Source organism: Pseudomonas sp. NPDC090755 (assembly GCF_044769005.1).
Classification (GTDB): domain Bacteria; phylum Pseudomonadota; class Gammaproteobacteria; order Pseudomonadales; family Pseudomonadaceae; genus Aquipseudomonas.
In genome coordinates, this window is the sequence record NZ_JBIVXC010000002.1 from 1 (window position 1) to 17,057 (window position 17,057).

Consider the following 17,057-nt stretch of genomic DNA (forward strand, 5'->3'; position numbering starts at 1 on the left):
GTACGAATAGGCTGGTCATCTTTGTCGAACCAGTCCATCGAATCGCGAGTCCAGATTCCGGTCACCTCGCAGATCCAGCGTCCGTGAGGCGAGGCCGCCACCATATCCTGATGGAAGAAGCACGCAGCGCAGTGCTCGCAGACATACCAGGCCTTGACTGCCTGCCCGAGCGCGTCCTTCTCCCATTTCAACCCGTACTCACAGTCCTTGCCGCCGAACTTGAGGGTTTGCTCACCGTTACAGTGCGGGCATGCGATGTGGAAGCGGAGTCTAACGGGAGACTCCTCAGCGGCCTTGTTAACCTGGCAGCTACCCGCCTTTTTCGGAGTAGAGCCACGGACCGACTTAGGATAGGTGGCACCGTCCAGGCGCTTGTCGCCCAGGGTTACAGCATCACCTTCGCCTTCGATGTCTGGATCGAAATTGGAAAGCTCGTCGTAGATCGTCTCGTCTGCCGACAGTTCTCGATAGTTACCAGATGCGGTACCACCACGAATCCAAAGGCTTTTCCTGTTCGAAAACACCTTCGCTTCAATGGTGTTGTCGCGATGCTTCTTACCAAACCAGGGAGCGAGCTCCTTGATAACCGGCACGTCGCGGACAAGGCCATCCACATGGCGCTTGCTAATGCCCTTGGCATCAGTATCCGTCGGACTCCACATGACTATGTTGCGGCGCTTGTGCTGTAGCTTGTAGCCAATATTGGCCATCAGCAGTTTGGTATACCCAATCCGAGCCGACTTGACGAAGTTGACGACGGCGATCAGGTCATTGCCCATCGCATTGAGGATGGCGACCTGGAACGGGTCAGTCGTCCACTTGCCCTCGTGATACGAGGATTCGGACGACATGTAAAAGTGTTCGTCTGCCCATTGAACTGCCGTCATCGGCGGCTCTTTGAACAGGCCCTGCAACCCTAACCGTACGGCTTTTCCGAGGTTATCAATCCAAGGTTGCAAGATACTCATCAAGGAATCCCGGTAGTTCGTCGCCTAACTGCGAGGCGATGTTGCGAGCCAGGGCTATCTCCCGCTCCGTGGTTTCCAGTATCCGAGCATCGATATCTGGATGTCGCCGGCTGATGGTCTTGCCGACGGTTTCGAGTTTCGATCCGATCTTGGAGGCAATTTTCTCCAGAGCGAACGTAACGAACGGGGCCGGTATCAGCACCTTGTCATTGATCTGGTTCTTCTGTTCCACGGCATAGGCTTGGGCAGTGGTCAGGCGTAACTTCTCTTGCAGGAGCTTGTACTCAATCAGCGCATCGACAACCTCACCGTCACCGCTGCCAGGTTGTTGTTTCTTGGCGGCGTTATCGAGCCGGTTTTGCACCACATCCTGCACGCGATAGAAGGCTTCTCGACCGATCCTTGTAACTGGATCAACGCCCCATTTATCAAAGGCTTGCGGGGAAATGCCGAGCGATTTCGCCATCTCGGATTTGTTCAACCATCCCGGCTGCCTGGTTGTTTCGTTTTTGGCCATGACTAAACAACAACCAACCTCCGAAAAAAGGTCATACATAGATGTCGAGCGGGGCCCGAATTACCCGCAATGCCCGGGGCCCCTAGGAAGGACCCAAAGGGGGCCCCCCCTCTGCCATCACTTGGCCGTCGCCAATGCCTCGTCCATCGCGCTGGCGAACTCTTTCGCTCGATTCGCCTGCACGATGTTGTCGGCGATCTTGTAGAACGGGACGATCACCCGATAGCCAGGCTCGCTCTCGCTGAAGATGAAGACCGGTCGAACGGCATCACCGAACGCTGTCTTCCTCTTCTCCCAGATGCCCTGGGTACCATCGACCTCGCCGGCGAAGTACTTATCGGCGTTGCCTTTGCGCTTGCTACGCTTGCTGCCGGTGGCGTTGGCCTGCACACCGCTGACTGTCTCAGCAGCTCCAAGCCCCGAAAGAATTTTCATGATCACGCCACGCGGGACGTTGCCGAACTGATTGACTGCATCCGGTGCGGGGATTGCGTACTGCCCTTCCCCCATGATGCCGCGTGCGATGAGCGCTTTTTCGAAGCGCTTGTGTGGCCGGCGGCCGCCTTTCACCACCTGTTGAAGGTAGGTGTCAGCTGGAACGCCTGAAGTCCACGCATCCTTGAAGAATGTGCGAGCTTCAGGGTTACCCTTCTGTGCAGCCTTGGTGTAGAGGCTGTTCATCGTTGTGGAGGTTGGCCGGTCAAGGCGCTCCCTCAATACCGACAACTCACCCTTCTTCACCAACACTGCCAACCGAGTGGCCATGAGCGCGAGAGCAAATGGAAGTTGCTTCTGACCCAAAGTCCTCAGGGCCTTGGATAGTTCCTCAACGTCAGTGCGAGCATCAAGCTTGAACATGCCTCACCTCACGAACTCAAAGGGTATCTGCCTTCCGCCCCATGAACCGATCGGAGTAGTCGCGCAGCTTCTCAACGCCCATGAACCCGACCATGCCACCAGCGAAGGTGGCCATGCTTTGCGGCAGACCGAACCATTCAAGCAGTGGCACCAGGGCTAGGGTGACCAGACCGCATAGCCCTCCCTCCAGGAACATCTGTCGGCGAGTACCTCCACCGTAGATAACCCGCAGCACAGCAATCCCGATGGACAGGAAAAATGCAAAAAGCTGTGGCTGGTGAGCTGCGAGCCAGGCGAATACCACAGCCCAAAGGTTGGGATCTTTTTCGGGCATGTTTGGCATCTCAAGTCCTCCCTTGCAGGGAGTCGGAAGTGAAAACCCGCACATGGCGGGCAAATGCACCGTGCTATCGTTCTGTTTCCACACTGAACGAACCATGGAGCATCAACGATGAAGGTAAGCATCAAGTGCAAGAAGTGCGGAAGTGACCAGTTCGAGATTCCGGCCCGGCCGACAGACTCCTCGAAGATTAGCTGTGGCAAGTGCGGCGCTGTCGAAACCTATGGAAAGATCATGAAGGCTGTGGGCGACAAGGTCGCGGAAGATCTGAAGCGGAAACTCGGGAAGATGTTCAAGTGACCGCATAGTATCTAGCAGCGGGCGTAGCAGGTCTTCTGTGCCTTCTACGCTTACTGCTGGCTCAAGTTTTTCCATGCGACCTCCAGATACAAAAAAGCCCCAGCAAATACTGAGGCTTGGAATTGGTAGAGGACAGCAACTTGCCCTGTGTGCCAATCCTAGCAAGGAATCGCCCCTTGGAATGCGAGACTGATACCATAACGACACTATCGTGCTGCAGGAGCAGGTTGTGTCTGAAAATAAAACTCCCAATGAAAAAATGCTTGAAGACATCAAGACCATTTTTGACGGGATCAAATGCATAGGGCTTTGTGCGGCAATCATCCTAGGCCTGCAATTGCTTCAAGGGCCGATGATAAGTGTCGGGTTCAACGAAGTGGCACGCGGGATGGTGAACTTCGTGATTCTAGCCATGTCAGGTGCTCTTACTATCGCGGCGTTGTATTGGACAGCTTGCAGCCTTAAGTCAGAGCCGAGGTCGAAAATATTCCACGGATTCAGCGTGCTTATTTTGAGTCTTATCGCCTTGGCGGCCATAGCCGCAACGGCTTACTCCACCTACCAAAAAGCACCATTCGCGCTGTTGATGTAAGCAAAACCCCGACTCAATGGCCGGGGTTTGCCTGTGTCGCGTGACGTTGCAAGCTGGACACGCTGCTATGAAAACAGGTGTTTATCTGTACGGAAAGCTTTTTTCATGCAGCTTCCTGCTCTCGATCCAGTGCCCCGTCAATCCAAGCCACTCCGGCCTTGATCAACTCCCACGCTTTGCGCTCGGACATCCTGTTTTCTCGAGCGATACGGTTGGCCGGCCACTTAGCGCCAAAGTAGAACCAGACGAAATCTCCCATCTGCTGGTCGCGCTTGATCAGCCTGGCAAGTACGCCGTCCACCAGTCCTGCCACCTCATCTGTGACGGTATAGGACTTGGTGCTGGTGGTCGGGTTGCACTGGCTCATCACCGCGGCCATCTGAGAGACGTACCCAGGCACGCCCATTCCATCCATCCGCCACCAGCCCCACTGCTCGAGCAGGTATTCGGTATCACCCAGCGGCTTGTCCATGTAGGTACGTTTCTTCATGCGGCCCTCCGGGGCGCTGGGTCATTGTTCAGGCCGAACAGCTCACGAAGCATCTTGTCGGCGTGTTTATTCTTGGCATTGCCTTCGGTGATCCAGCCTTTGGCGAATTCTTCGAAACCCATGCTGGCGCGGGCACCATGCCAGTCGGCGACGATGTCCATTAGGGCTGCCGAGGCAATCCGGCCGTTGGGCAGCTCCAGTAACATGCGATTACCTACCTTGAGGAACTTGCACTCGATGGCGGTCAGGCTCTTGCGCGGCAGCGCAGCGGTGACGTTATTCATGGCCGTCTCCTGGCTTGAATTCTTGAACGTGCATCCTCCCTTGGGATGGATGCTGTGAGGTGCTGCAACCCGCGTCGGTAGTGGCGTCAGCGGTTGCAGGCTCGGTTTTGTGTCCCGGCAATGTCTCGATGTGAATGGCGGCGAATCCCTGCCCGTCGAGGTGTTGATGCCAGGCCTGAAGCGCCTGGCGCTTCAGGCCCTCGGCCGTGGTGTGGATGTAAGTGGCGTCCAGATCCTTCATGGCATGGTTCAGCAGCAGCTCGCCCACCATGTAGTCCACCCCAAGGTCGGTCCATGCCGTGCGGGCCACCTTGCGCAGGTCGTGGCTCGACCATTCGCCCTTGGCCAGATCGGTGAACAAGGTGTTGGCCTTGCTCGGGCTCAGCGGTGCGCCGTGGCTGCCCGGGAACAGCAGCGGACCGGTGTAGCCCTGGGCGGCCTGCATGCGCTGGTACCGACGCAGCAACGCGCAGGCCTGGGCTGTCAGCGGCAGCGTGTGTTCGGCCTTTGTCTTGGTATCCCCCGCCGGGATGAACCAGCGCCCCGCGTCGAGGTTGACGTTGCGCCAGCGCGCCAGCCGGGTCTCGCCCAGCCGGGAGCCGTGGCACAGCATCATCAAGGCCAGCATGCAGCCCGCCGGTTCCACCTCGAAGCGCTTGGCCACCACCGCCAGCAGGCCCGGCACATCATCGCCCCGCAGGCGCGCCGGCCGGGGCCTGATGCGTGTCCGCACGAAGTCGGTGAACTTCAGTGAAGCCATGGGGTTGGCTGGCAGCATGTCCAAGCGCTGCGCCTGCCGGAACGCTACCGACAGCACGCCATAGACCGAACGGACGAACGACAGCGCATAGCGTTCCTGCAGCGGCCACATCAAACGCTGGTCGATGGCTGCCTTGGTGATCTCGCTCAGCACCAGGTTGTGCAGCCGCGGTGCCAGGTGGCGATCTATCGCCGAACGGACGCTGGCCTTGCGCTTGGACGACAACCCACGGTCGCGGTCCATGCGATTGCGGAACCACTCCAGTACATCTCCCGCGGTTGTCCAGCTAGTGGTGGTGGACTTGGCTTCAACATCTACGGCCCGGCGCGCCAGGATGGCCGGCAGCGTGGCCAGCATGGTCTTGGTGTTGATCCCCGGGTAATCGCCTGCCTTACCCCAGCGCCCGCGCACCACGACGTGCCAGGCGCCGCGGGAGCGGTCCACGGTCGAGAAGCGGAACCGCAGCTCGCGGTGACGGATATCGCGCAGTTGGAAGACCTCTCCGGCGGCATGCCGACGGATCTCCGCATCGCTGATGGTTACGGTTAGGGTCTTAAAATCGCTCATTGCCAGCCCCCTTGTACCGCTGGGCATAACTGCCGCGCCCCGCCTCCACGTCATCGTCGCTGGGCAGCGAGCCGGCGTAGGTCACGAACCGGCCATACTGGCCTTCCTGCTGGACGATGCAACTGCCCACGCGCGCATGCCTGCACTTGGTCATCAGAATCTCGGTCAGGCCGTTCTGCCCCTCCTCGCTGTCCATGTCGCGGTGGACCATCAGGATGCAGCTGGCGTCCGCCTCAATCTCGCCGGAGTCGCGCAGGTCGCTGGACTGGGGCTTCTTCCCGGGCCGTTTGGTCGAGTCGCGGTTCAGCTGGGCCAGCTCGATGACCGGGATCCCCATTTCCTTGGCCAACTGCAACAGGGCCTTGCTGATTTTACCCACCTCCTCGGTACGAGAGCGGCCGCCACGCTCGCTGCGTACCAGGGTCAGGTAATCGACCACGATCCCTGCCAGGCCGTGTTCGCGCTGGCACTGGCGCGCCGTGGCGCGGATGGTCGCCGGGGTTTGCACCGGGTCGTCGCAGACGAACAGTGGCGCATCCTTTGCTTGCGCTACCGCGCCTACCATCCTGACCCAGTCGTCTTCGCGCATCTTCGACGGGTTGTCCAGCTTGCGCAAATCAACACCACCCAAGGACGCGATAGCACGTAGGCCCAATTCCTCGCCCGGCATCTCGATGGAGAATACCAGCCACGGTTTCCGCTCCTTGACGGAGTTGTACTGGGCGATCTGCAGGGCCAGAGTTGTTTTGCCACTGCCCGGAAGGCCGGCGATCACGGTCACCTTCTTTGGCCTGATGCCCTGAACCAATTCATCCAGTTTTTCCAACCCTGTGGCTGGCCAAGCCGGAGCGTTGCCGTTCAGCTTGTCATCCACCATCTGGGCCGCGTCACCCATCCAGGCATCCAAGCGCTTGAAACCTTTGGTCTCGCCATCAAGGTCGCGCAGGTCTGCCATGGCCTGCTGGGCTGCGGCGATGACCTCACCGGTAGGCGCACCAGCCTGCACCATTTCCTGGGCGCCGCCTGCAACATCCAGAATGCGCCGGATCACACCCCACTCCTTGACGTGCTTGGCGTAGACCTTCCAGTTGGCCAGCGAAGGCACATTGCTTGCCAGCTCGGCAGCGTAGGCCATGACGTTATCGCCGCTTGGGAGCAGGCGCTGCACCGCGCTCAAGGTCACCGGGTCAATGGGCATGTCCTGCTCGCGGCACTCGAGCATGGTCTCGAACAAGGCCGCATTGTCGGCGTGATAGAAGTCGGCTGAGGTCATCTGGCCAAGCATGTCCTCGACCAAGCCTGCGTCCTGCTGCAGCGAAGCGTGAATGACCGCGCCAAGCACGCCGTGCTCGGCCTCGTCGCTGTAAAGGGCCCTCATGCCGCCGCCCTCTTCGATTCCCAGGTGAACCCAACTTGCTGCCCGCCGTTCTGACGCAAGCGGTCAAGTGCGCGATCGCCAATGTAGGACTTGAGGCCCTCGGCATTCAGGTTGCTGATCACCACGGTCGGCAGTACCGCCTGGTACCGGCGGTCGATGATGCTGTGCAGCAGGCCTAACTCGTACTCGCTGCCCTTCTGGGCGCCGATCTCATCAATCACCAGCAGATCCAAGCCGCCAAGATGGACTGCCACGTCACGATCGGTGTAACCCGATCCGGGCGCCATCGAGGCGCGGGCAATGCTCACAATGTCCCCTGCCGGGATGATCAGCGCACGGCAATGGTCGGCCACCACCGTGCGGACGATAGCGCTGGCCAGGTGAGTCTTTCCGCAGCCGACGTTACCGGTAAGCAGCAGCGATCGACCGGCCCGGTAGTTGGCCGGGAATTGCTCAGCATAGGCCCGGCACTTGGCCAGAGCCTTTTGCTGCTGGTCTTTCTCGGCGCGATAGCTATCGAACGTGGCAGCAGCGAAGCGGGGGGTGATTCCGGCGCCGATCAACGCAGCCATGGTGTCCTCAGCCTTGCGCTGGGCAGTCGCGAGGGCCCGCTCTGCCGAGTCGCGGGGCGTGGTGTGCAGGGCCTCCCAGGCGCAGCGCTTGCAGCCGCGCGCCAGCATCGAGCCGTCCAGCTGCTCGACTTCGCTCATATCGACACGGCCATGCACCGGGCACTCGCCGGAGAAGATGCGTTTGGCCGGGGTGCGGTGGAGCAGATCAGAAATTTGAACAGCCATCGTGGCTCTCCTGGTACATGTCATCGGTGTGCTGTGGGAGGTTGTTGAATGCGCCACCTTGGGTAGTTGCGCCAGCGGACTGAAGAACATCAGTCCAGCGCTCGCCATTGAGCCAGGTGGATGCCATCGGGATGTACTGGCCGGCGTCCTTGGTCCAATCCCGCGACACGCAGTGCTGGGATAGAGCGGTGATCATCAAGGTCTGCAGTTCTGCGTCAGGGTTGAGCTTGTTCCAGGCCTTCAGGGCGTCTTTGCGACTCTTCTTCTTCGGGTACAACTTCCAGAACTGCTCAAACCCTGGTGCATCCATGCACATAGGTTTAGGTTCTTTGACTGGTTCAGAAGAGTGACTGATTCTGGTGCTTTCTGGGCCTACAGGGGGTATAGGCTGTGGGCCTACACCTGTGCTTTCTGGGCCTACAGGGGTGCTGTTTCGGCCTACACCTGAAAGCGTCAGAAAATACAGATTGGTGGAGTTGCCTTTCGGGCCTTCACGGTTCTCGATCCGCAACAACCCTTGGGCCTCCAATTGCTTGATGTGCTTGCGCACGGTGCTGCGGTCGATCTCGCACTGTGCAGCAATGTGCTGATACGACGGCCAACACTCGCCCTGATCGCTCGCATTGTCCGCCAGCTTGACCAGCACCAGCTTGCGCAGCGGGTTGCCGACCTTGATCTTCATGGCCTTGACCATCAATTCCATGCTCATAGGTTCAAATCTCCAACTCGGCGGTCACCCGCCGGACAAACTGGTCGTAGGGTTCAGCCATGGTGATGCCCTGTTCTTCCATTGCGGCCCGATATGCTTTGGCCGTGCTGTAAACCACCCACCGCTCACGTTCTGGCAAATGCCTAGCCCCGGAGTAGCTGGGCCATGGGCCCATCACCAACGATTCGCCACCGCTGGGCTCAGTCGCTGCAGCCAGTCCGTCCGGATCGATTGCAAGCCGTTCAAGGAACGCCTTATTCACCTGCTCCCGAAGCTCAAGGGCAGGGAATCCGGTTAGTCGCCGAACCAGCACCCGCAAAGCCCACTGAGCCATGAGCACTTCAAACTTGGCTTCGCGCAGGGAGTCTTCCTCTGCCTCATCCGAGAAGAAGATTTCCTCAGCCAAGTCGCAGTGGTTCCAGGCCCGATACGCGAGCTGGTCATTGGTCAATGGTTCGAAATACGCCTCGTTGATCACCACCGGATCTGTGGGTTTCCGGCCAAACAGAGGGATCACGTTGTCGGTCATTGCGGCGCCCTCGGGTTGATTTTGAATCGCCCTTGTGGGATCTCTGGGTGCGTTGCACGCTCGGATGTGACGTACGCGCATTGCTCCACGAACTGGTCAAATCGACGCGTGATCGCCGGCTTGGGCCAGATCGCGAACGGCTGTCCCCCTTCGTCGGAATGGCGGCTGCGCACCATGGCGAACGGCAGCGGAGCCCCTGAAACCTCACGCATCACTGCGTTGACCACCCAGGCCGGCAGGCCATGGCGATTGTTGATGCGGTCGCGGATCGTGGTGATGGTCTCGAAGCCGCTGGGCACGGAGTCGAGATAGCGGACCTGCTCCAGCCGGCTGGTGCGGTCCTCCACCTGAGCCAGAGCCTGCTGCTGCTCCGCCTGCTTCCGCTCAATCGCCACCAGGTGGTTTGCACTGGCAGCGATCAGCTCGGCCTGGGTCATGGGCCGGGGCGCAGACCTTTCCATCTCTTTGAGTTTTTCCGTGACGCGACGACGGACAGATTTTGACTCGCGCATTCCGACCAGAAGACATTGGTCGCGAGTCAGGTCGTAACAGTCCATCAGCGCCCCGCTTTGGGGGTGTGCAATTTTTCTGCATACCCCCAGTTCGCCTTCAAGCTCGTCCTCAATCTTGACTATTAGCTGATCGTTGCGAATCTTCGGCTCGCCGGCCTGCTCACGCGCATCGTTGATCAGGTCGCGCAGCTGCGTGCTGGGCATGGTGCTGCCAGTGGAGGTGACCAGGTTCATTCAGCACCTCCCACATGCTTTGCATGATGGAAGGCGGCTGCGTTGCGGTGTGGGTACAGGAAATTTCGCGTGTCGAAGACGACCCGCTCCAGAAGGCGCTCAAGCTCGCACACTACTGGGTTCTCGAAGCCACCGAGCCCAGGGACGACCTTTGCCCAATACAGGGCTTTGATAGCTCGGAACGCCTCCCGGGCCTCATTGAACTTAGCGATCTCGTCTGCAGAGAGAATCACATCCTGCACCATCACCCCGGAAGCCGGCGCTGGCATCAGATCGGTTCGTACGGTCAGCATGCCGCACCTCCCGCGCCACGAACTGGCGAGGCGGCATTCTGTGGCGCGCCTTCCAATTGAGGGTCAACGCCGGCATGAGCCGCATAAACAAGCGCCAGCGCTGATTCAGCTGCATAGAAGACGAGCGTTGCATGGTGGGTGACGGCGGGCTCCTGCATTAATGTCCGCAGTCCTGCAACAACGGCTTCAAGCCGATCAGTGGCAGCGCCCAAGGACTCATGCACCGGAATATCGCCAGAGGCCTCAAGCACATCGTGCAGTCCGTACGTGGCGAAAGGGCTCGACAGAGTTTCGGCTTGAGGTTTCATTGCTCACCCCCGCGGCCTGCGGCGACGGCAACGCTCTTCTCAACCGACCAGACCAGTGCACTGACGGTCTCTCCCAGGAAGCTGAGCGCCACCATGCCATCGCAGTACGCCATCTCGCCCATGTTCAGGCTGTCGTGCATGTGCTGGCACAGCTGGCTCAGTCCCGAAGACAGGGTACGGGCCGCGCGCAGAGCGTCTTCGGCGTTCATCCCAGCATCAACGCTGAGCATCTGGTCGGCAACTGGGCTGATTGGAGCATTCAAGAACCCCACCTTGGTGGTGAGGATTGCTTGCACCGATGATTGTGCGGTGGTATTTTTTGGGTGCGACATAGCGCCGTCTCCTTTTCAAAGACGTTACGAAGTAACCACTCCTCCTACAGAGTGGCGTGAGAAACCCGCTTCCTACAGCGGGTTTTTTGTTGCCTGCGATTTAGCCGGACAACAAAACAAAAACAGGGCTACCGACCCGATCACGACGAGTCCGGCGAGATACTGGATGGATTGACAGCAGATTCATTGGGCTGCAAGTGATGGCTAGTTGCCGGTAAATTATTTCCCAAGGTCGGGAGCGAAACCGCCAGGGATGGACGGAACTGAGCTGCGGTGAATCGCCCTTCAGTCTTCACCTGAATGGCAAGCGCCATATCGGCTGAACAGCCATGAATGCCGCGCACCCAGCCACTTACCGTGCCCTGCGTGACACCAAGCGCTTTGCCTGTTGCCACTTGACCGCCGAAGTGGATCACTAGGTCCTTGAAGATTTCTGTCATGGGCTGAACGCTAAATAGAGGTATGCCTTTACTTTATTTTACAGGAATACCTTTTTGCAAGAAAAAAGGTTAACCATTAAATTGGTGAGTTATGGAACTCAAAGATCGCCTCAAGCACGCCCGTCGTTACGCCCATCTCACCCAATCGGATTTGGCCGAAAGGGCGGGTATCAAGCAGGCCTCTATATCTGAGATTGAGCGTGGTCTTTCTCGAACGAGCGGCCACCTGGTAAAGCTCGCCCAGATCTGTGGCGTAAACCCCCTCTGGCTAGCAGAAGGGGTTGGCCCGGTATTTGATGGAGAAGAGGACGACGCTCAGCCCGGGGTGATGTCAGCCGCAGATATGGTTCGGCAGATGCTGGAGAAGAAAGGAGCCGGCCTCTCAGAGCAGGCGCGCAAGCGACTTTTGGAGGTGGCCGAAGAGACCGACTCGTTTCCGGGCTCGCCCAATTCCACCGCCACCTACGGACGGCGCCAGGCTGGGGATGAGGTTCGTATTGCACACTATGACGTGCGTGGCGCCATGGGTGGCGGGCAGGTCACTCATGACTATCCTGAGATGCTGCAGGACGTGAGGGTGAGCTTGCGGCATTTGCGGGAACTCGGGTTGACCTTCCAAGAGCCGCATCACCTCAAGCTCGTAACGGGCTGGGGGCAGTCAATGGCTCCAACCATCAAAGACCGTGACCCACTGATTGTCGATGTCCACATCCGTGAGTTCGTCGGTGATGGCGTGTACTTTTTTTCATGGGGCGGCCATGAATACATCAAACGCCTGCAGATCGCTGACGACGATCACTTTGAGATGATCTCTGACAATCCGAAGCACAAAGACCGGATGATTCGCAAGGAAGAGACCTACATCCAGGCGAGAGTTCTCTACGTCTGGAATGGCAACCTGCTGTAGCGCCTAGGGCCTCTCCCCAAAGCGCCCAGCTCCCTCTTAGAACGGGGCGATCTCTTCCTCCGCCTCCGTATTCTCCTCGCGCATCAGGCTGTTTGCCTGTTCCTCATCACGTTCCCACCGAAGCGTAACGCTACCATTTTCACTGAAGGTCATCTCGATCTCCGGCGTCTCCGACAGAGTGCCCAGCAGCTCCTCCCAATCCTGATCGGTGTCCGTGTCCAGTTGGTGGATATTGACCCACCGCTGGGTCTGCGCCAAAGGATGGGTGATCATCGAGGAGACCCTCAAAACCAAGCGTTCCATGCCGGTCATGACTCTGCGCTCATCGGACGCCTGTTTTTTTTGCTTAGCCACTTCACCCTCCTCAATCACTGTATATCCATACAGAATAGAGTAACCAGGCTTTGAAACCCAATGGAAGGTCAGAGGAAAATAAAGGTATCCCTGTTGACAGAAAAATAAAGGTAAACCATTATTTTGCTCAATCGAACCTAACGCATGGAGCAACACATGAACGCACTGACCTTCGGTAACTGGACTGGCAGCCTCGGAAAGGGCTTGGCCGAGCGAGAGCTTCAGTGCGTTATGGCGATTGCGTGTGGGATGACCAGCAAAGAGGTCGCCCGCGAGCTCGGTGTAGCGAAGGACACTGTCGACAAGCGCCTGCTGGCTGCCAGTACAAAGCTCGGCGTCATCAAGCGGGCTCAGCTGGTAGCGGAGGCAATGCGTCGCCAAATAATCGCTCCATCGGCGATGGCCTTGGTCGCCCTCCTAACTACTCACGCGGTGCTCGGTGATGACCAGACGATGCGCGTTCACCGCGGTGGCAACAGTGGCGAGCGAAAGATTGAAATCCGTGTAGCAACCCGGCGCGCCGAATGCGCCTTGGCGGTGGCGTGACGCTCTCCGCCTGACCTGATCCAACCCTGATTTTTGCGAAAGCCAACCATCGCGGCAGGCCTCCGGCTTGCCCAAAGAAAGATCAACCAACCAGAGGAAACACCCATGTTCGACATTGGAAAGAAGCTGTTCGGCGCCAAGCGCGCAGTCAAAAAGCTGGAAAACCGGGACCTGATGCAAGCCATCGTAGGCGGCTGCCTCCTGGTCGCTGCAGCTGATGGCGAGATCAGCAAGAACGAGGCGGCTCAGATCGACATCCAGATCCGCGCCAACAAAAACCTGGAGCACTTCGGCCAGGAAATCACCGCCACCGTGAACCTGTTCACCGAGCAGTTGCAGGCCGGGTTCCGCTTGGGGCGCATGAACATCATGCGCGAGATCGCGGATATCAAGAACAAACCCCTCGATGCTGAAGAGGTGTTCGTGAACATGATCACCGTTGCCGAGGGTGACGGGAGCATCAGCCCAGAAGAGCTGAAGGTCTTGGCCGAAGTTGGCGTGCAGTTGGGCTTGCGCCCGAAAGACTTTGGGATCGAGGCGTGAAACGAAAGCACATCGGCCTGGGCGCGGTTGCGGGGCTTGCCCTGTCCGCGCTCGCAATAGCCGCCGCGGTGAACTGGGGATCGTGCCAATGGTACGGCTACCAGACAGAGCGGCAGACCAAGTTCGCACCCTATGTCGGCTGCATGGTGAAAACCACCGGCGGCTGGGTGCCACGCAACGAGCTACGCACAACGCAGTGAATTGAAGGGCGGCGATCGCCGCCCTCCCCTACAAGGAGTTTGACCATGTTGATCCTCACCCGTCGCGTTGGCGAAGCCATCAAGATTTCCGACAACATCACCGTAGTCGTGCTGGACGTCAAAGGTAGCCAAGTCCGCCTTGGCATCGAGGCGCCGAAGGGCATGGCAGTCGACCGCGAGGAAATTGCCGAGCGCAAGGCTGCCGGCCTGCCGAAGCCCGGGGCGCCAGCACCCAGCGCACAGGTTGCCGAACGCGAACCGCTTTACGGAAACCGCACCGAAGATGAATGGCGCAAGCTGCTGCAGGACGAAGCTGCCGAGCAAGTAACTGGTGATCGGGAGAATGGCCATGAAGCAGCCTGAACGCATCACCATGGTGTTGCGGGCCTGCGAGGCCGTACCGCTTTCGAACATTCTGCCTTTTGCAAAGTTGGGAGACCTGGTGTCAGCCGGCCATGGCCTGGCGGTAATCGCCGGTGCCAGCGAGGGCGACCTGCAGGCCAAGCTGGCAGAGCGCGAGGCAAAGCTGGCAGAGGCCGACGCACTGCTCAGGGAGGCGATCACCTTCATCAACGAATACCAGGGCAGCGCCGAGTTCCGCGAACGGCTTCTGGGTCGAATCGACAATCTCCTCGATCGCGACAAGGAGCCAAAGCCGGAGGAGCAGCCATGAGCCAGGCCGGCCTGCTCCCGCTGTTGTGGGATGCCCTGCAGCAGCGCGAAACAACCTTTGAGCAGGTCCTCGACCTGTCCGCCGCCTGCGGCCTGGACGGGCGACGAGTGCTGGCTGACCACTTCCGGAGGTGTGCATGAGCAAGCGGGATGTCCGCCAAGCAGCGATGGAGATCATCGAGTCGATGGGTCTCAAGCGTGGCCGTGGCCGGGTCAACTCGGTCGTATCGAGATCGGCAGCAAAGGTACCGGCTACGCATACCGTCGACCAGGGCATCAAGACATCAGGCGTAGCAGCTCCCGCAACCGGGCCAATCAATCGGCTCATGTACTTGGAGGCGAGGCGCTGGGCCGTTGACTTGGTCGCCTCACTGCGGGGAACGCCGGTTGAGGCAGTGGTAGAGCGACTGACCGGAGCAACGTCAGGCCGGCCATGCAGCTATGTGGCCGGCATTCAATCGGTTATCGGAGAACTGCAGGCCGGAGCAAGTCATGACTAAGCGCGGGCCCGTCAAGCGCTGGACCGAGGTGGAAGATGCACTCCTTCGCCAGTTCTATCCCAGCAAAACCAACAAGCAACTTTGCGTCTTGCTACCAGGCCGGACAAAAACGGCCATCACGCTGAGGGCAGCGGGCTTCGGCATCACGAAGACGAAAGAACACCGATCAGCGATATCAAGGCAGACGTTCCTTACGACCTGCGAGGCCCTAGGGATACAGCCTGGCCAGCAACCTAGACCAATAGGAGCAACTCACAGGAAGGGTCGGTACATCCTGATAAAAGTTGCCCAGCCCGACGTTTGGAAGCCTCTGCACACGCATGTATGGGAGCAAGCCAACGGGGCCGTACCTGAAGGAATGATTGTCGCAGCCAAAGACGGCAACGTAAGGAACGCAATCCTGGAGAACCTGTGCCTCAGAACATTCTCCGAAAACCAGCTACGCAGAAACAAACATTACAAGGGCCTGCCGGAGGAGATCGTTGACATCCTCCATCTGCAGAACGAACTGAAAAAAGAGATTAAGAGGAAGACCCGGAATGAAAAATAAGCTCAGCGATCTTCGCGACCACCTGTTCGCCCAGCTTGAAGCGGTGCGTGAGGCCGATGACGACAACTTGGCCAAGGAGGTCCAGCGCGCCCAGTCAGTATCGGATATCAGCCGTGTGCTGATAGAGAGCGCGAAGGTTGAGATCGACTACTTCCGCCACATCGGCGGCGATAACCCGGCTAGCTCGTTCATCGAGTCGAAGCCAGCCCTACCGCCAGCGAAACGAACCTGACGTGACAGGTCAGCGTGACAACCAAAACCTGACGCGTCAGGCCGGGAGGAAGACATGAGCGAAGAGACTGAGGTGTTGACGGTCGAGGGCCTGGCCAAGCTGCTGGGCCGAACCGAGGCGTCAATCAGAGAAGGGATTCGCCGCGGCGTGCCGTGGCTACCCAAAAGCTTCAAGATGGGCAACCGGCACTGCTGGCTGAAAGAGGATGTGCATATATTTCTGCGTGAGATAAGGGACGGCATGCTGGCTGGATCAAAACCTGGCAGAAAGCGTAAGGCGGCGCCGTCCCTGGGTACCTGTCATCTATAGTCGGCAGAGATCCTGTCTCTACACTCACGGAAGTAAGCCACCTCAGGAAGTGCCGCCAAGTAAGCTGACTTTAATGAGTGCTCAAAGTTAAGCCATTGACTTTCAAGACATCGAATCCGATCCTCATGATCATCAAACTTCTCTTTGAGACTTTGGATTTCTTCATCCCGAAAACTATCAGCCTTGACTGTAAAGCTTTCAATTACTGCATCGTACAGCGAATGTCCTTTTGCGAAAAGGTACGAAGTTTCAGGCGCATATCCATTGACCGACATACTCTGCTTATACGCATTAAAGTCAGCCAATTTCCCGCTGGCCGCGATAAAATCCGCAACATCCGATCGAAGAGTCTCCAAACCCAGAGAAAACCTAGTGAATATTTTACAATTCTTTATTTCGAAACCTGGGTCGAATTTGGCTAAGCTATCCAGAAGCGAAAGGTATCTATCCTTATACCTTTTACGATCACGAGGAACTCTCAGCACGACCTCATAGAATGCGATAAGCAAAAGTAGCTCATGACTTAATTGAGATACTTTGACCAACATATCAGAGGGTTTGGTTTTTAGCGAGTCTACCGATGCTCCGGTAACAGTTTCGAACGTTCTATCCAAGAGAGCCGGCTGCAAGACAACGTTTTCCATTGAATAAACAATGGTAGAATAAACATGCGGCCTTGGGTGCTTTAGCGAAGTGTAACCAGGCAGAAAAGCCTTGAGATGACTATCATCACTGTCCAAGCAGAAAATCTGACTACGCCCCAGCTTAATTACACCAGTACGTTCCAACTTTAGCAAACGGTCGCACCCGGTGCTTCTTTTATTATCTCTTCCTTTTTTCTTGTCAGGCGACTTCGGGAAAAATTTGAAGTTTTTAGTTTTAGGAAAATGCGCCAGCCAAAAACGCTGATCATCAAAGGACTCAACCCAAACATCAACATGAATGGCTAGACCACCATCCATATTAAAATACTTTGTCCTCTCTAAATCTTTACTATCAAAAATAAACCCTACATCCTTGTGATCTTCAGCCATCT

29 protein-coding genes and 1 pseudogene are annotated in these 17,057 nt (G+C 57.9%); 12 read left to right on the plus strand and 18 right to left on the minus strand.

Translation table 11 applies throughout. The features are described from left to right. The 4 genes from ACIQUS_RS03720 to ACIQUS_RS03735 form a co-directional block, all read right to left on the minus strand. The coding region (locus tag ACIQUS_RS03720) for a phage terminase large subunit family protein (protein WP_403043067.1) at nucleotides 1–968 on the minus strand (968 nt) is incomplete at its 3' end. Beyond that, on the minus strand, nucleotides 943–1,485 hold the full coding sequence (locus tag ACIQUS_RS03725; protein ID WP_403043069.1) for a terminase small subunit: 543 nt from the start codon (nucleotides 1,483–1,485) through the stop codon (nucleotides 943–945). The genes ACIQUS_RS03720 and ACIQUS_RS03725, both read right to left, overlap by 26 nt. Nucleotides 1,486–1,602: 117 nt before the next feature. Continuing rightward, on the minus strand, nucleotides 1,603–2,343 hold the full coding sequence (locus ACIQUS_RS03730; protein ID WP_403043071.1) for a hypothetical protein: 741 nt from the start codon (nucleotides 2,341–2,343) through the stop codon (nucleotides 1,603–1,605). Between the two features lie 16 nt (nucleotides 2,344–2,359). Beyond that, a complete protein-coding gene (locus tag ACIQUS_RS03735; RefSeq protein ID WP_403043073.1) occupies nucleotides 2,360–2,686 on the minus strand; it encodes a phage holin, lambda family in 327 nt (108 codons plus the stop codon). Nucleotides 2,687–2,794: 108 nt separating this feature from the next. Here ACIQUS_RS03735 and ACIQUS_RS03740 point away from each other — a divergent pair, with 108 nt between their 5' ends. Both ACIQUS_RS03740 and ACIQUS_RS03745 read left to right on the plus strand, forming a co-directional pair. Then, on the plus strand, nucleotides 2,795–2,983 hold the full coding sequence (locus ACIQUS_RS03740) for a hypothetical protein (protein ID WP_403043076.1): 189 nt from the start codon (nucleotides 2,795–2,797) through the stop codon (nucleotides 2,981–2,983). A 229-nt stretch (nucleotides 2,984–3,212) separates the two neighbouring features. Beyond that, nucleotides 3,213–3,575: a hypothetical protein gene (locus ACIQUS_RS03745; RefSeq protein WP_403043079.1), complete on the plus strand. Its 363-nt coding sequence runs from the start codon at nucleotides 3,213–3,215 to the stop codon at nucleotides 3,573–3,575. Between the two features lie 103 nt (nucleotides 3,576–3,678). Here ACIQUS_RS03745 and ACIQUS_RS03750 read toward each other — a convergent pair whose 3' ends face one another. From ACIQUS_RS03750 to ACIQUS_RS03805, 12 genes are all read right to left on the minus strand, one after another. Continuing rightward, nucleotides 3,679–4,065, minus strand: coding sequence for an antiterminator Q family protein (locus tag ACIQUS_RS03750; protein ID WP_403043081.1), 387 nt, complete (start codon nucleotides 4,063–4,065; stop codon nucleotides 3,679–3,681). Continuing rightward, nucleotides 4,062–4,349: a hypothetical protein gene (locus tag ACIQUS_RS03755; RefSeq protein WP_403043083.1), complete on the minus strand. Its 288-nt coding sequence runs from the start codon at nucleotides 4,347–4,349 to the stop codon at nucleotides 4,062–4,064. Before ACIQUS_RS03755 ends, ACIQUS_RS03750 begins: the two co-directional genes overlap by 4 nt. Next, nucleotides 4,342–5,676 carry a tyrosine-type recombinase/integrase gene (locus tag ACIQUS_RS03760; RefSeq protein WP_403043085.1) on the minus strand — a complete coding sequence of 445 codons (1,335 nt, stop codon included), beginning with the start codon at nucleotides 5,674–5,676 and terminating at the stop codon, nucleotides 4,342–4,344. Before ACIQUS_RS03760 ends, ACIQUS_RS03755 begins: the two co-directional genes overlap by 8 nt. After that, entirely contained in the window at nucleotides 5,663–7,054 is a 1,392-nt protein-coding gene (locus ACIQUS_RS03765) for a replicative DNA helicase (RefSeq protein WP_403043088.1), read from the minus strand. The genes ACIQUS_RS03760 and ACIQUS_RS03765 overlap by 14 nt, the downstream gene beginning before the upstream one ends. Next, on the minus strand, nucleotides 7,051–7,851 hold the full coding sequence (locus ACIQUS_RS03770; protein WP_403043090.1) for an ATP-binding protein: 801 nt from the start codon (nucleotides 7,849–7,851) through the stop codon (nucleotides 7,051–7,053). The genes ACIQUS_RS03765 and ACIQUS_RS03770 overlap by 4 nt, the downstream gene beginning before the upstream one ends. After that, on the minus strand, nucleotides 7,832–8,560 hold the full coding sequence (locus tag ACIQUS_RS03775; RefSeq protein ID WP_403043092.1) for a helix-turn-helix domain-containing protein: 729 nt from the start codon (nucleotides 8,558–8,560) through the stop codon (nucleotides 7,832–7,834). Before ACIQUS_RS03775 ends, ACIQUS_RS03770 begins: the two co-directional genes overlap by 20 nt. 4 nt (nucleotides 8,561–8,564) lie before the next feature. Beyond that, nucleotides 8,565–9,089: a hypothetical protein gene (locus ACIQUS_RS03780; protein WP_403043095.1), complete on the minus strand. Its 525-nt coding sequence runs from the start codon at nucleotides 9,087–9,089 to the stop codon at nucleotides 8,565–8,567. After that, nucleotides 9,086–9,835 (minus strand): phage antirepressor, encoded by a 750-nt coding sequence (locus ACIQUS_RS03785; protein ID WP_403043098.1) that lies wholly within the window; start codon nucleotides 9,833–9,835, stop codon nucleotides 9,086–9,088. Before ACIQUS_RS03785 ends, ACIQUS_RS03780 begins: the two co-directional genes overlap by 4 nt. Continuing rightward, nucleotides 9,832–10,128 carry a hypothetical protein gene (locus ACIQUS_RS03790; protein WP_403043100.1) on the minus strand — a complete coding sequence of 99 codons (297 nt, stop codon included), beginning with the start codon at nucleotides 10,126–10,128 and terminating at the stop codon, nucleotides 9,832–9,834. The genes ACIQUS_RS03785 and ACIQUS_RS03790 overlap by 4 nt, the downstream gene beginning before the upstream one ends. Next, the gene (locus tag ACIQUS_RS03795; protein ID WP_403043103.1) at nucleotides 10,122–10,436 is read right to left on the minus strand and encodes a hypothetical protein; all 315 of its coding nucleotides are present in this window, start codon (nucleotides 10,434–10,436) and stop codon (nucleotides 10,122–10,124) included. The genes ACIQUS_RS03790 and ACIQUS_RS03795 overlap by 7 nt, the downstream gene beginning before the upstream one ends. Then, a complete protein-coding gene (locus ACIQUS_RS03800) occupies nucleotides 10,433–10,708 on the minus strand; it encodes a hypothetical protein (protein WP_403044592.1) in 276 nt (91 codons plus the stop codon). The genes ACIQUS_RS03795 and ACIQUS_RS03800 overlap by 4 nt, the downstream gene beginning before the upstream one ends. Before the next feature lie 200 nt (nucleotides 10,709–10,908). Further along, nucleotides 10,909–11,208 (minus strand): transcriptional regulator, encoded by a 300-nt coding sequence (locus ACIQUS_RS03805; protein WP_403043106.1) that lies wholly within the window; start codon nucleotides 11,206–11,208, stop codon nucleotides 10,909–10,911. A gap of 91 nt (nucleotides 11,209–11,299) precedes the next feature. Between ACIQUS_RS03805 and ACIQUS_RS03810 the strand changes: the two genes are divergently transcribed. Continuing rightward, complete coding sequence (locus ACIQUS_RS03810) at nucleotides 11,300–12,115, plus strand: XRE family transcriptional regulator (protein ID WP_403043109.1); 816 nt, start codon at nucleotides 11,300–11,302, stop codon at nucleotides 12,113–12,115. Between the two features lie 36 nt (nucleotides 12,116–12,151). Here the strand turns inward: ACIQUS_RS03810 and ACIQUS_RS03815 are convergent, their stop codons facing one another. Then, nucleotides 12,152–12,469 carry a DUF1654 domain-containing protein gene (locus ACIQUS_RS03815; RefSeq protein WP_403043112.1) on the minus strand — a complete coding sequence of 106 codons (318 nt, stop codon included), beginning with the start codon at nucleotides 12,467–12,469 and terminating at the stop codon, nucleotides 12,152–12,154. Nucleotides 12,470–12,625: 156 nt separating this feature from the next. Between ACIQUS_RS03815 and ACIQUS_RS03820 the strand changes: the two genes are divergently transcribed. From ACIQUS_RS03820 to ACIQUS_RS03860, 9 genes and pseudogenes are all read left to right on the plus strand, one after another. Beyond that, nucleotides 12,626–13,015, plus strand: coding sequence for a LuxR C-terminal-related transcriptional regulator (locus ACIQUS_RS03820; protein WP_403043115.1), 390 nt, complete (start codon nucleotides 12,626–12,628; stop codon nucleotides 13,013–13,015). A 105-nt stretch (nucleotides 13,016–13,120) separates the two neighbouring features. Beyond that, nucleotides 13,121–13,558: a tellurite resistance TerB family protein gene (locus ACIQUS_RS03825; protein WP_403043118.1), complete on the plus strand. Its 438-nt coding sequence runs from the start codon at nucleotides 13,121–13,123 to the stop codon at nucleotides 13,556–13,558. Beyond that, nucleotides 13,555–13,758 carry a hypothetical protein gene (locus ACIQUS_RS03830; protein ID WP_403043121.1) on the plus strand — a complete coding sequence of 68 codons (204 nt, stop codon included), beginning with the start codon at nucleotides 13,555–13,557 and terminating at the stop codon, nucleotides 13,756–13,758. Before ACIQUS_RS03825 ends, ACIQUS_RS03830 begins: the two co-directional genes overlap by 4 nt. A gap of 45 nt (nucleotides 13,759–13,803) precedes the next feature. Then, nucleotides 13,804–13,977 (plus strand): annotated as a pseudogene (csrA, locus tag ACIQUS_RS03835) (carbon storage regulator CsrA); the annotation flags it as partial. A gap of 130 nt (nucleotides 13,978–14,107) precedes the next feature. After that, nucleotides 14,108–14,431 (plus strand): hypothetical protein, encoded by a 324-nt coding sequence (locus ACIQUS_RS03840; protein WP_403043124.1) that lies wholly within the window; start codon nucleotides 14,108–14,110, stop codon nucleotides 14,429–14,431. Continuing rightward, entirely contained in the window at nucleotides 14,428–14,571 is a 144-nt protein-coding gene (locus tag ACIQUS_RS03845; RefSeq protein ID WP_403043126.1) for a hypothetical protein, read from the plus strand. Before ACIQUS_RS03840 ends, ACIQUS_RS03845 begins: the two co-directional genes overlap by 4 nt. Nucleotides 14,572–14,922: 351 nt before the next feature. Then, nucleotides 14,923–15,480 (plus strand): HNH endonuclease signature motif containing protein, encoded by a 558-nt coding sequence (locus ACIQUS_RS03850; protein ID WP_403043128.1) that lies wholly within the window; start codon nucleotides 14,923–14,925, stop codon nucleotides 15,478–15,480. Next, nucleotides 15,470–15,712, plus strand: coding sequence for a hypothetical protein (locus ACIQUS_RS03855; protein ID WP_129932402.1), 243 nt, complete (start codon nucleotides 15,470–15,472; stop codon nucleotides 15,710–15,712). Before ACIQUS_RS03850 ends, ACIQUS_RS03855 begins: the two co-directional genes overlap by 11 nt. 54 nt (nucleotides 15,713–15,766) lie before the next feature. Then, entirely contained in the window at nucleotides 15,767–16,021 is a 255-nt protein-coding gene (locus ACIQUS_RS03860) for a helix-turn-helix transcriptional regulator (RefSeq protein WP_403043132.1), read from the plus strand. Here the strand turns inward: ACIQUS_RS03860 and ACIQUS_RS03865 are convergent. After that, nucleotides 16,012–17,055 carry a DUF4435 domain-containing protein gene (locus tag ACIQUS_RS03865; protein WP_403043135.1) on the minus strand — a complete coding sequence of 348 codons (1,044 nt, stop codon included), beginning with the start codon at nucleotides 17,053–17,055 and terminating at the stop codon, nucleotides 16,012–16,014. The genes ACIQUS_RS03860 and ACIQUS_RS03865 overlap by 10 nt on opposite strands. Nucleotides 17,056–17,057 lie beyond the last annotated feature (2 nt).

Excerpts from the sequence above, each read along its gene's own strand:
- ACIQUS_RS03725 (WP_403043069.1), bottom strand. The coding sequence starts at position 1,485 with ATGGCCAAAAACGAAACAACCAGGCAGCCGGGATGGTTGAACAAATCC.
- ACIQUS_RS03730 (WP_403043071.1), bottom strand. The coding sequence starts at position 2,343 with ATGTTCAAGCTTGATGCTCGCACTGACGTTGAGGAACTATCCAAGGCC.
- ACIQUS_RS03735 (WP_403043073.1), bottom strand. The coding sequence starts at position 2,686 with ATGCCAAACATGCCCGAAAAAGATCCCAACCTTTGGGCTGTGGTATTC.
- ACIQUS_RS03740 (WP_403043076.1), top strand. The coding sequence starts at position 2,795 with ATGAAGGTAAGCATCAAGTGCAAGAAGTGCGGAAGTGACCAGTTCGAG.
- ACIQUS_RS03750 (WP_403043081.1), bottom strand. The coding sequence starts at position 4,065 with ATGAAGAAACGTACCTACATGGACAAGCCGCTGGGTGATACCGAATAC.
- ACIQUS_RS03755 (WP_403043083.1), bottom strand. The coding sequence starts at position 4,349 with ATGAATAACGTCACCGCTGCGCTGCCGCGCAAGAGCCTGACCGCCATC.
- ACIQUS_RS03760 (WP_403043085.1), bottom strand. The coding sequence starts at position 5,676 with ATGAGCGATTTTAAGACCCTAACCGTAACCATCAGCGATGCGGAGATC.
- ACIQUS_RS03765 (WP_403043088.1), bottom strand. The coding sequence starts at position 7,054 with ATGAGGGCCCTTTACAGCGACGAGGCCGAGCACGGCGTGCTTGGCGCG.
- ACIQUS_RS03770 (WP_403043090.1), bottom strand. The coding sequence starts at position 7,851 with ATGGCTGTTCAAATTTCTGATCTGCTCCACCGCACCCCGGCCAAACGC.
- ACIQUS_RS03775 (WP_403043092.1), bottom strand. The coding sequence starts at position 8,560 with ATGAGCATGGAATTGATGGTCAAGGCCATGAAGATCAAGGTCGGCAAC.
- ACIQUS_RS03780 (WP_403043095.1), bottom strand. The coding sequence starts at position 9,089 with ATGACCGACAACGTGATCCCTCTGTTTGGCCGGAAACCCACAGATCCG.
- ACIQUS_RS03785 (WP_403043098.1), bottom strand. The coding sequence starts at position 9,835 with ATGAACCTGGTCACCTCCACTGGCAGCACCATGCCCAGCACGCAGCTG.
- ACIQUS_RS03790 (WP_403043100.1), bottom strand. The coding sequence starts at position 10,128 with ATGCTGACCGTACGAACCGATCTGATGCCAGCGCCGGCTTCCGGGGTG.
- ACIQUS_RS03795 (WP_403043103.1), bottom strand. The coding sequence starts at position 10,436 with ATGAAACCTCAAGCCGAAACTCTGTCGAGCCCTTTCGCCACGTACGGA.
- ACIQUS_RS03805 (WP_403043106.1), bottom strand. The coding sequence starts at position 11,208 with ATGACAGAAATCTTCAAGGACCTAGTGATCCACTTCGGCGGTCAAGTG.
- ACIQUS_RS03810 (WP_403043109.1), top strand. The coding sequence starts at position 11,300 with ATGGAACTCAAAGATCGCCTCAAGCACGCCCGTCGTTACGCCCATCTC.
- ACIQUS_RS03820 (WP_403043115.1), top strand. The coding sequence starts at position 12,626 with ATGAACGCACTGACCTTCGGTAACTGGACTGGCAGCCTCGGAAAGGGC.
- ACIQUS_RS03825 (WP_403043118.1), top strand. The coding sequence starts at position 13,121 with ATGTTCGACATTGGAAAGAAGCTGTTCGGCGCCAAGCGCGCAGTCAAA.
- ACIQUS_RS03840 (WP_403043124.1), top strand. The coding sequence starts at position 14,108 with ATGAAGCAGCCTGAACGCATCACCATGGTGTTGCGGGCCTGCGAGGCC.
- ACIQUS_RS03845 (WP_403043126.1), top strand. The coding sequence starts at position 14,428 with ATGAGCCAGGCCGGCCTGCTCCCGCTGTTGTGGGATGCCCTGCAGCAG.
- ACIQUS_RS03850 (WP_403043128.1), top strand. The coding sequence starts at position 14,923 with ATGACTAAGCGCGGGCCCGTCAAGCGCTGGACCGAGGTGGAAGATGCA.
- ACIQUS_RS03855 (WP_129932402.1), top strand. The coding sequence starts at position 15,470 with ATGAAAAATAAGCTCAGCGATCTTCGCGACCACCTGTTCGCCCAGCTT.
- ACIQUS_RS03860 (WP_403043132.1), top strand. The coding sequence starts at position 15,767 with ATGAGCGAAGAGACTGAGGTGTTGACGGTCGAGGGCCTGGCCAAGCTG.
- ACIQUS_RS03865 (WP_403043135.1), bottom strand. The coding sequence starts at position 17,055 with ATGGCTGAAGATCACAAGGATGTAGGGTTTATTTTTGATAGTAAAGAT.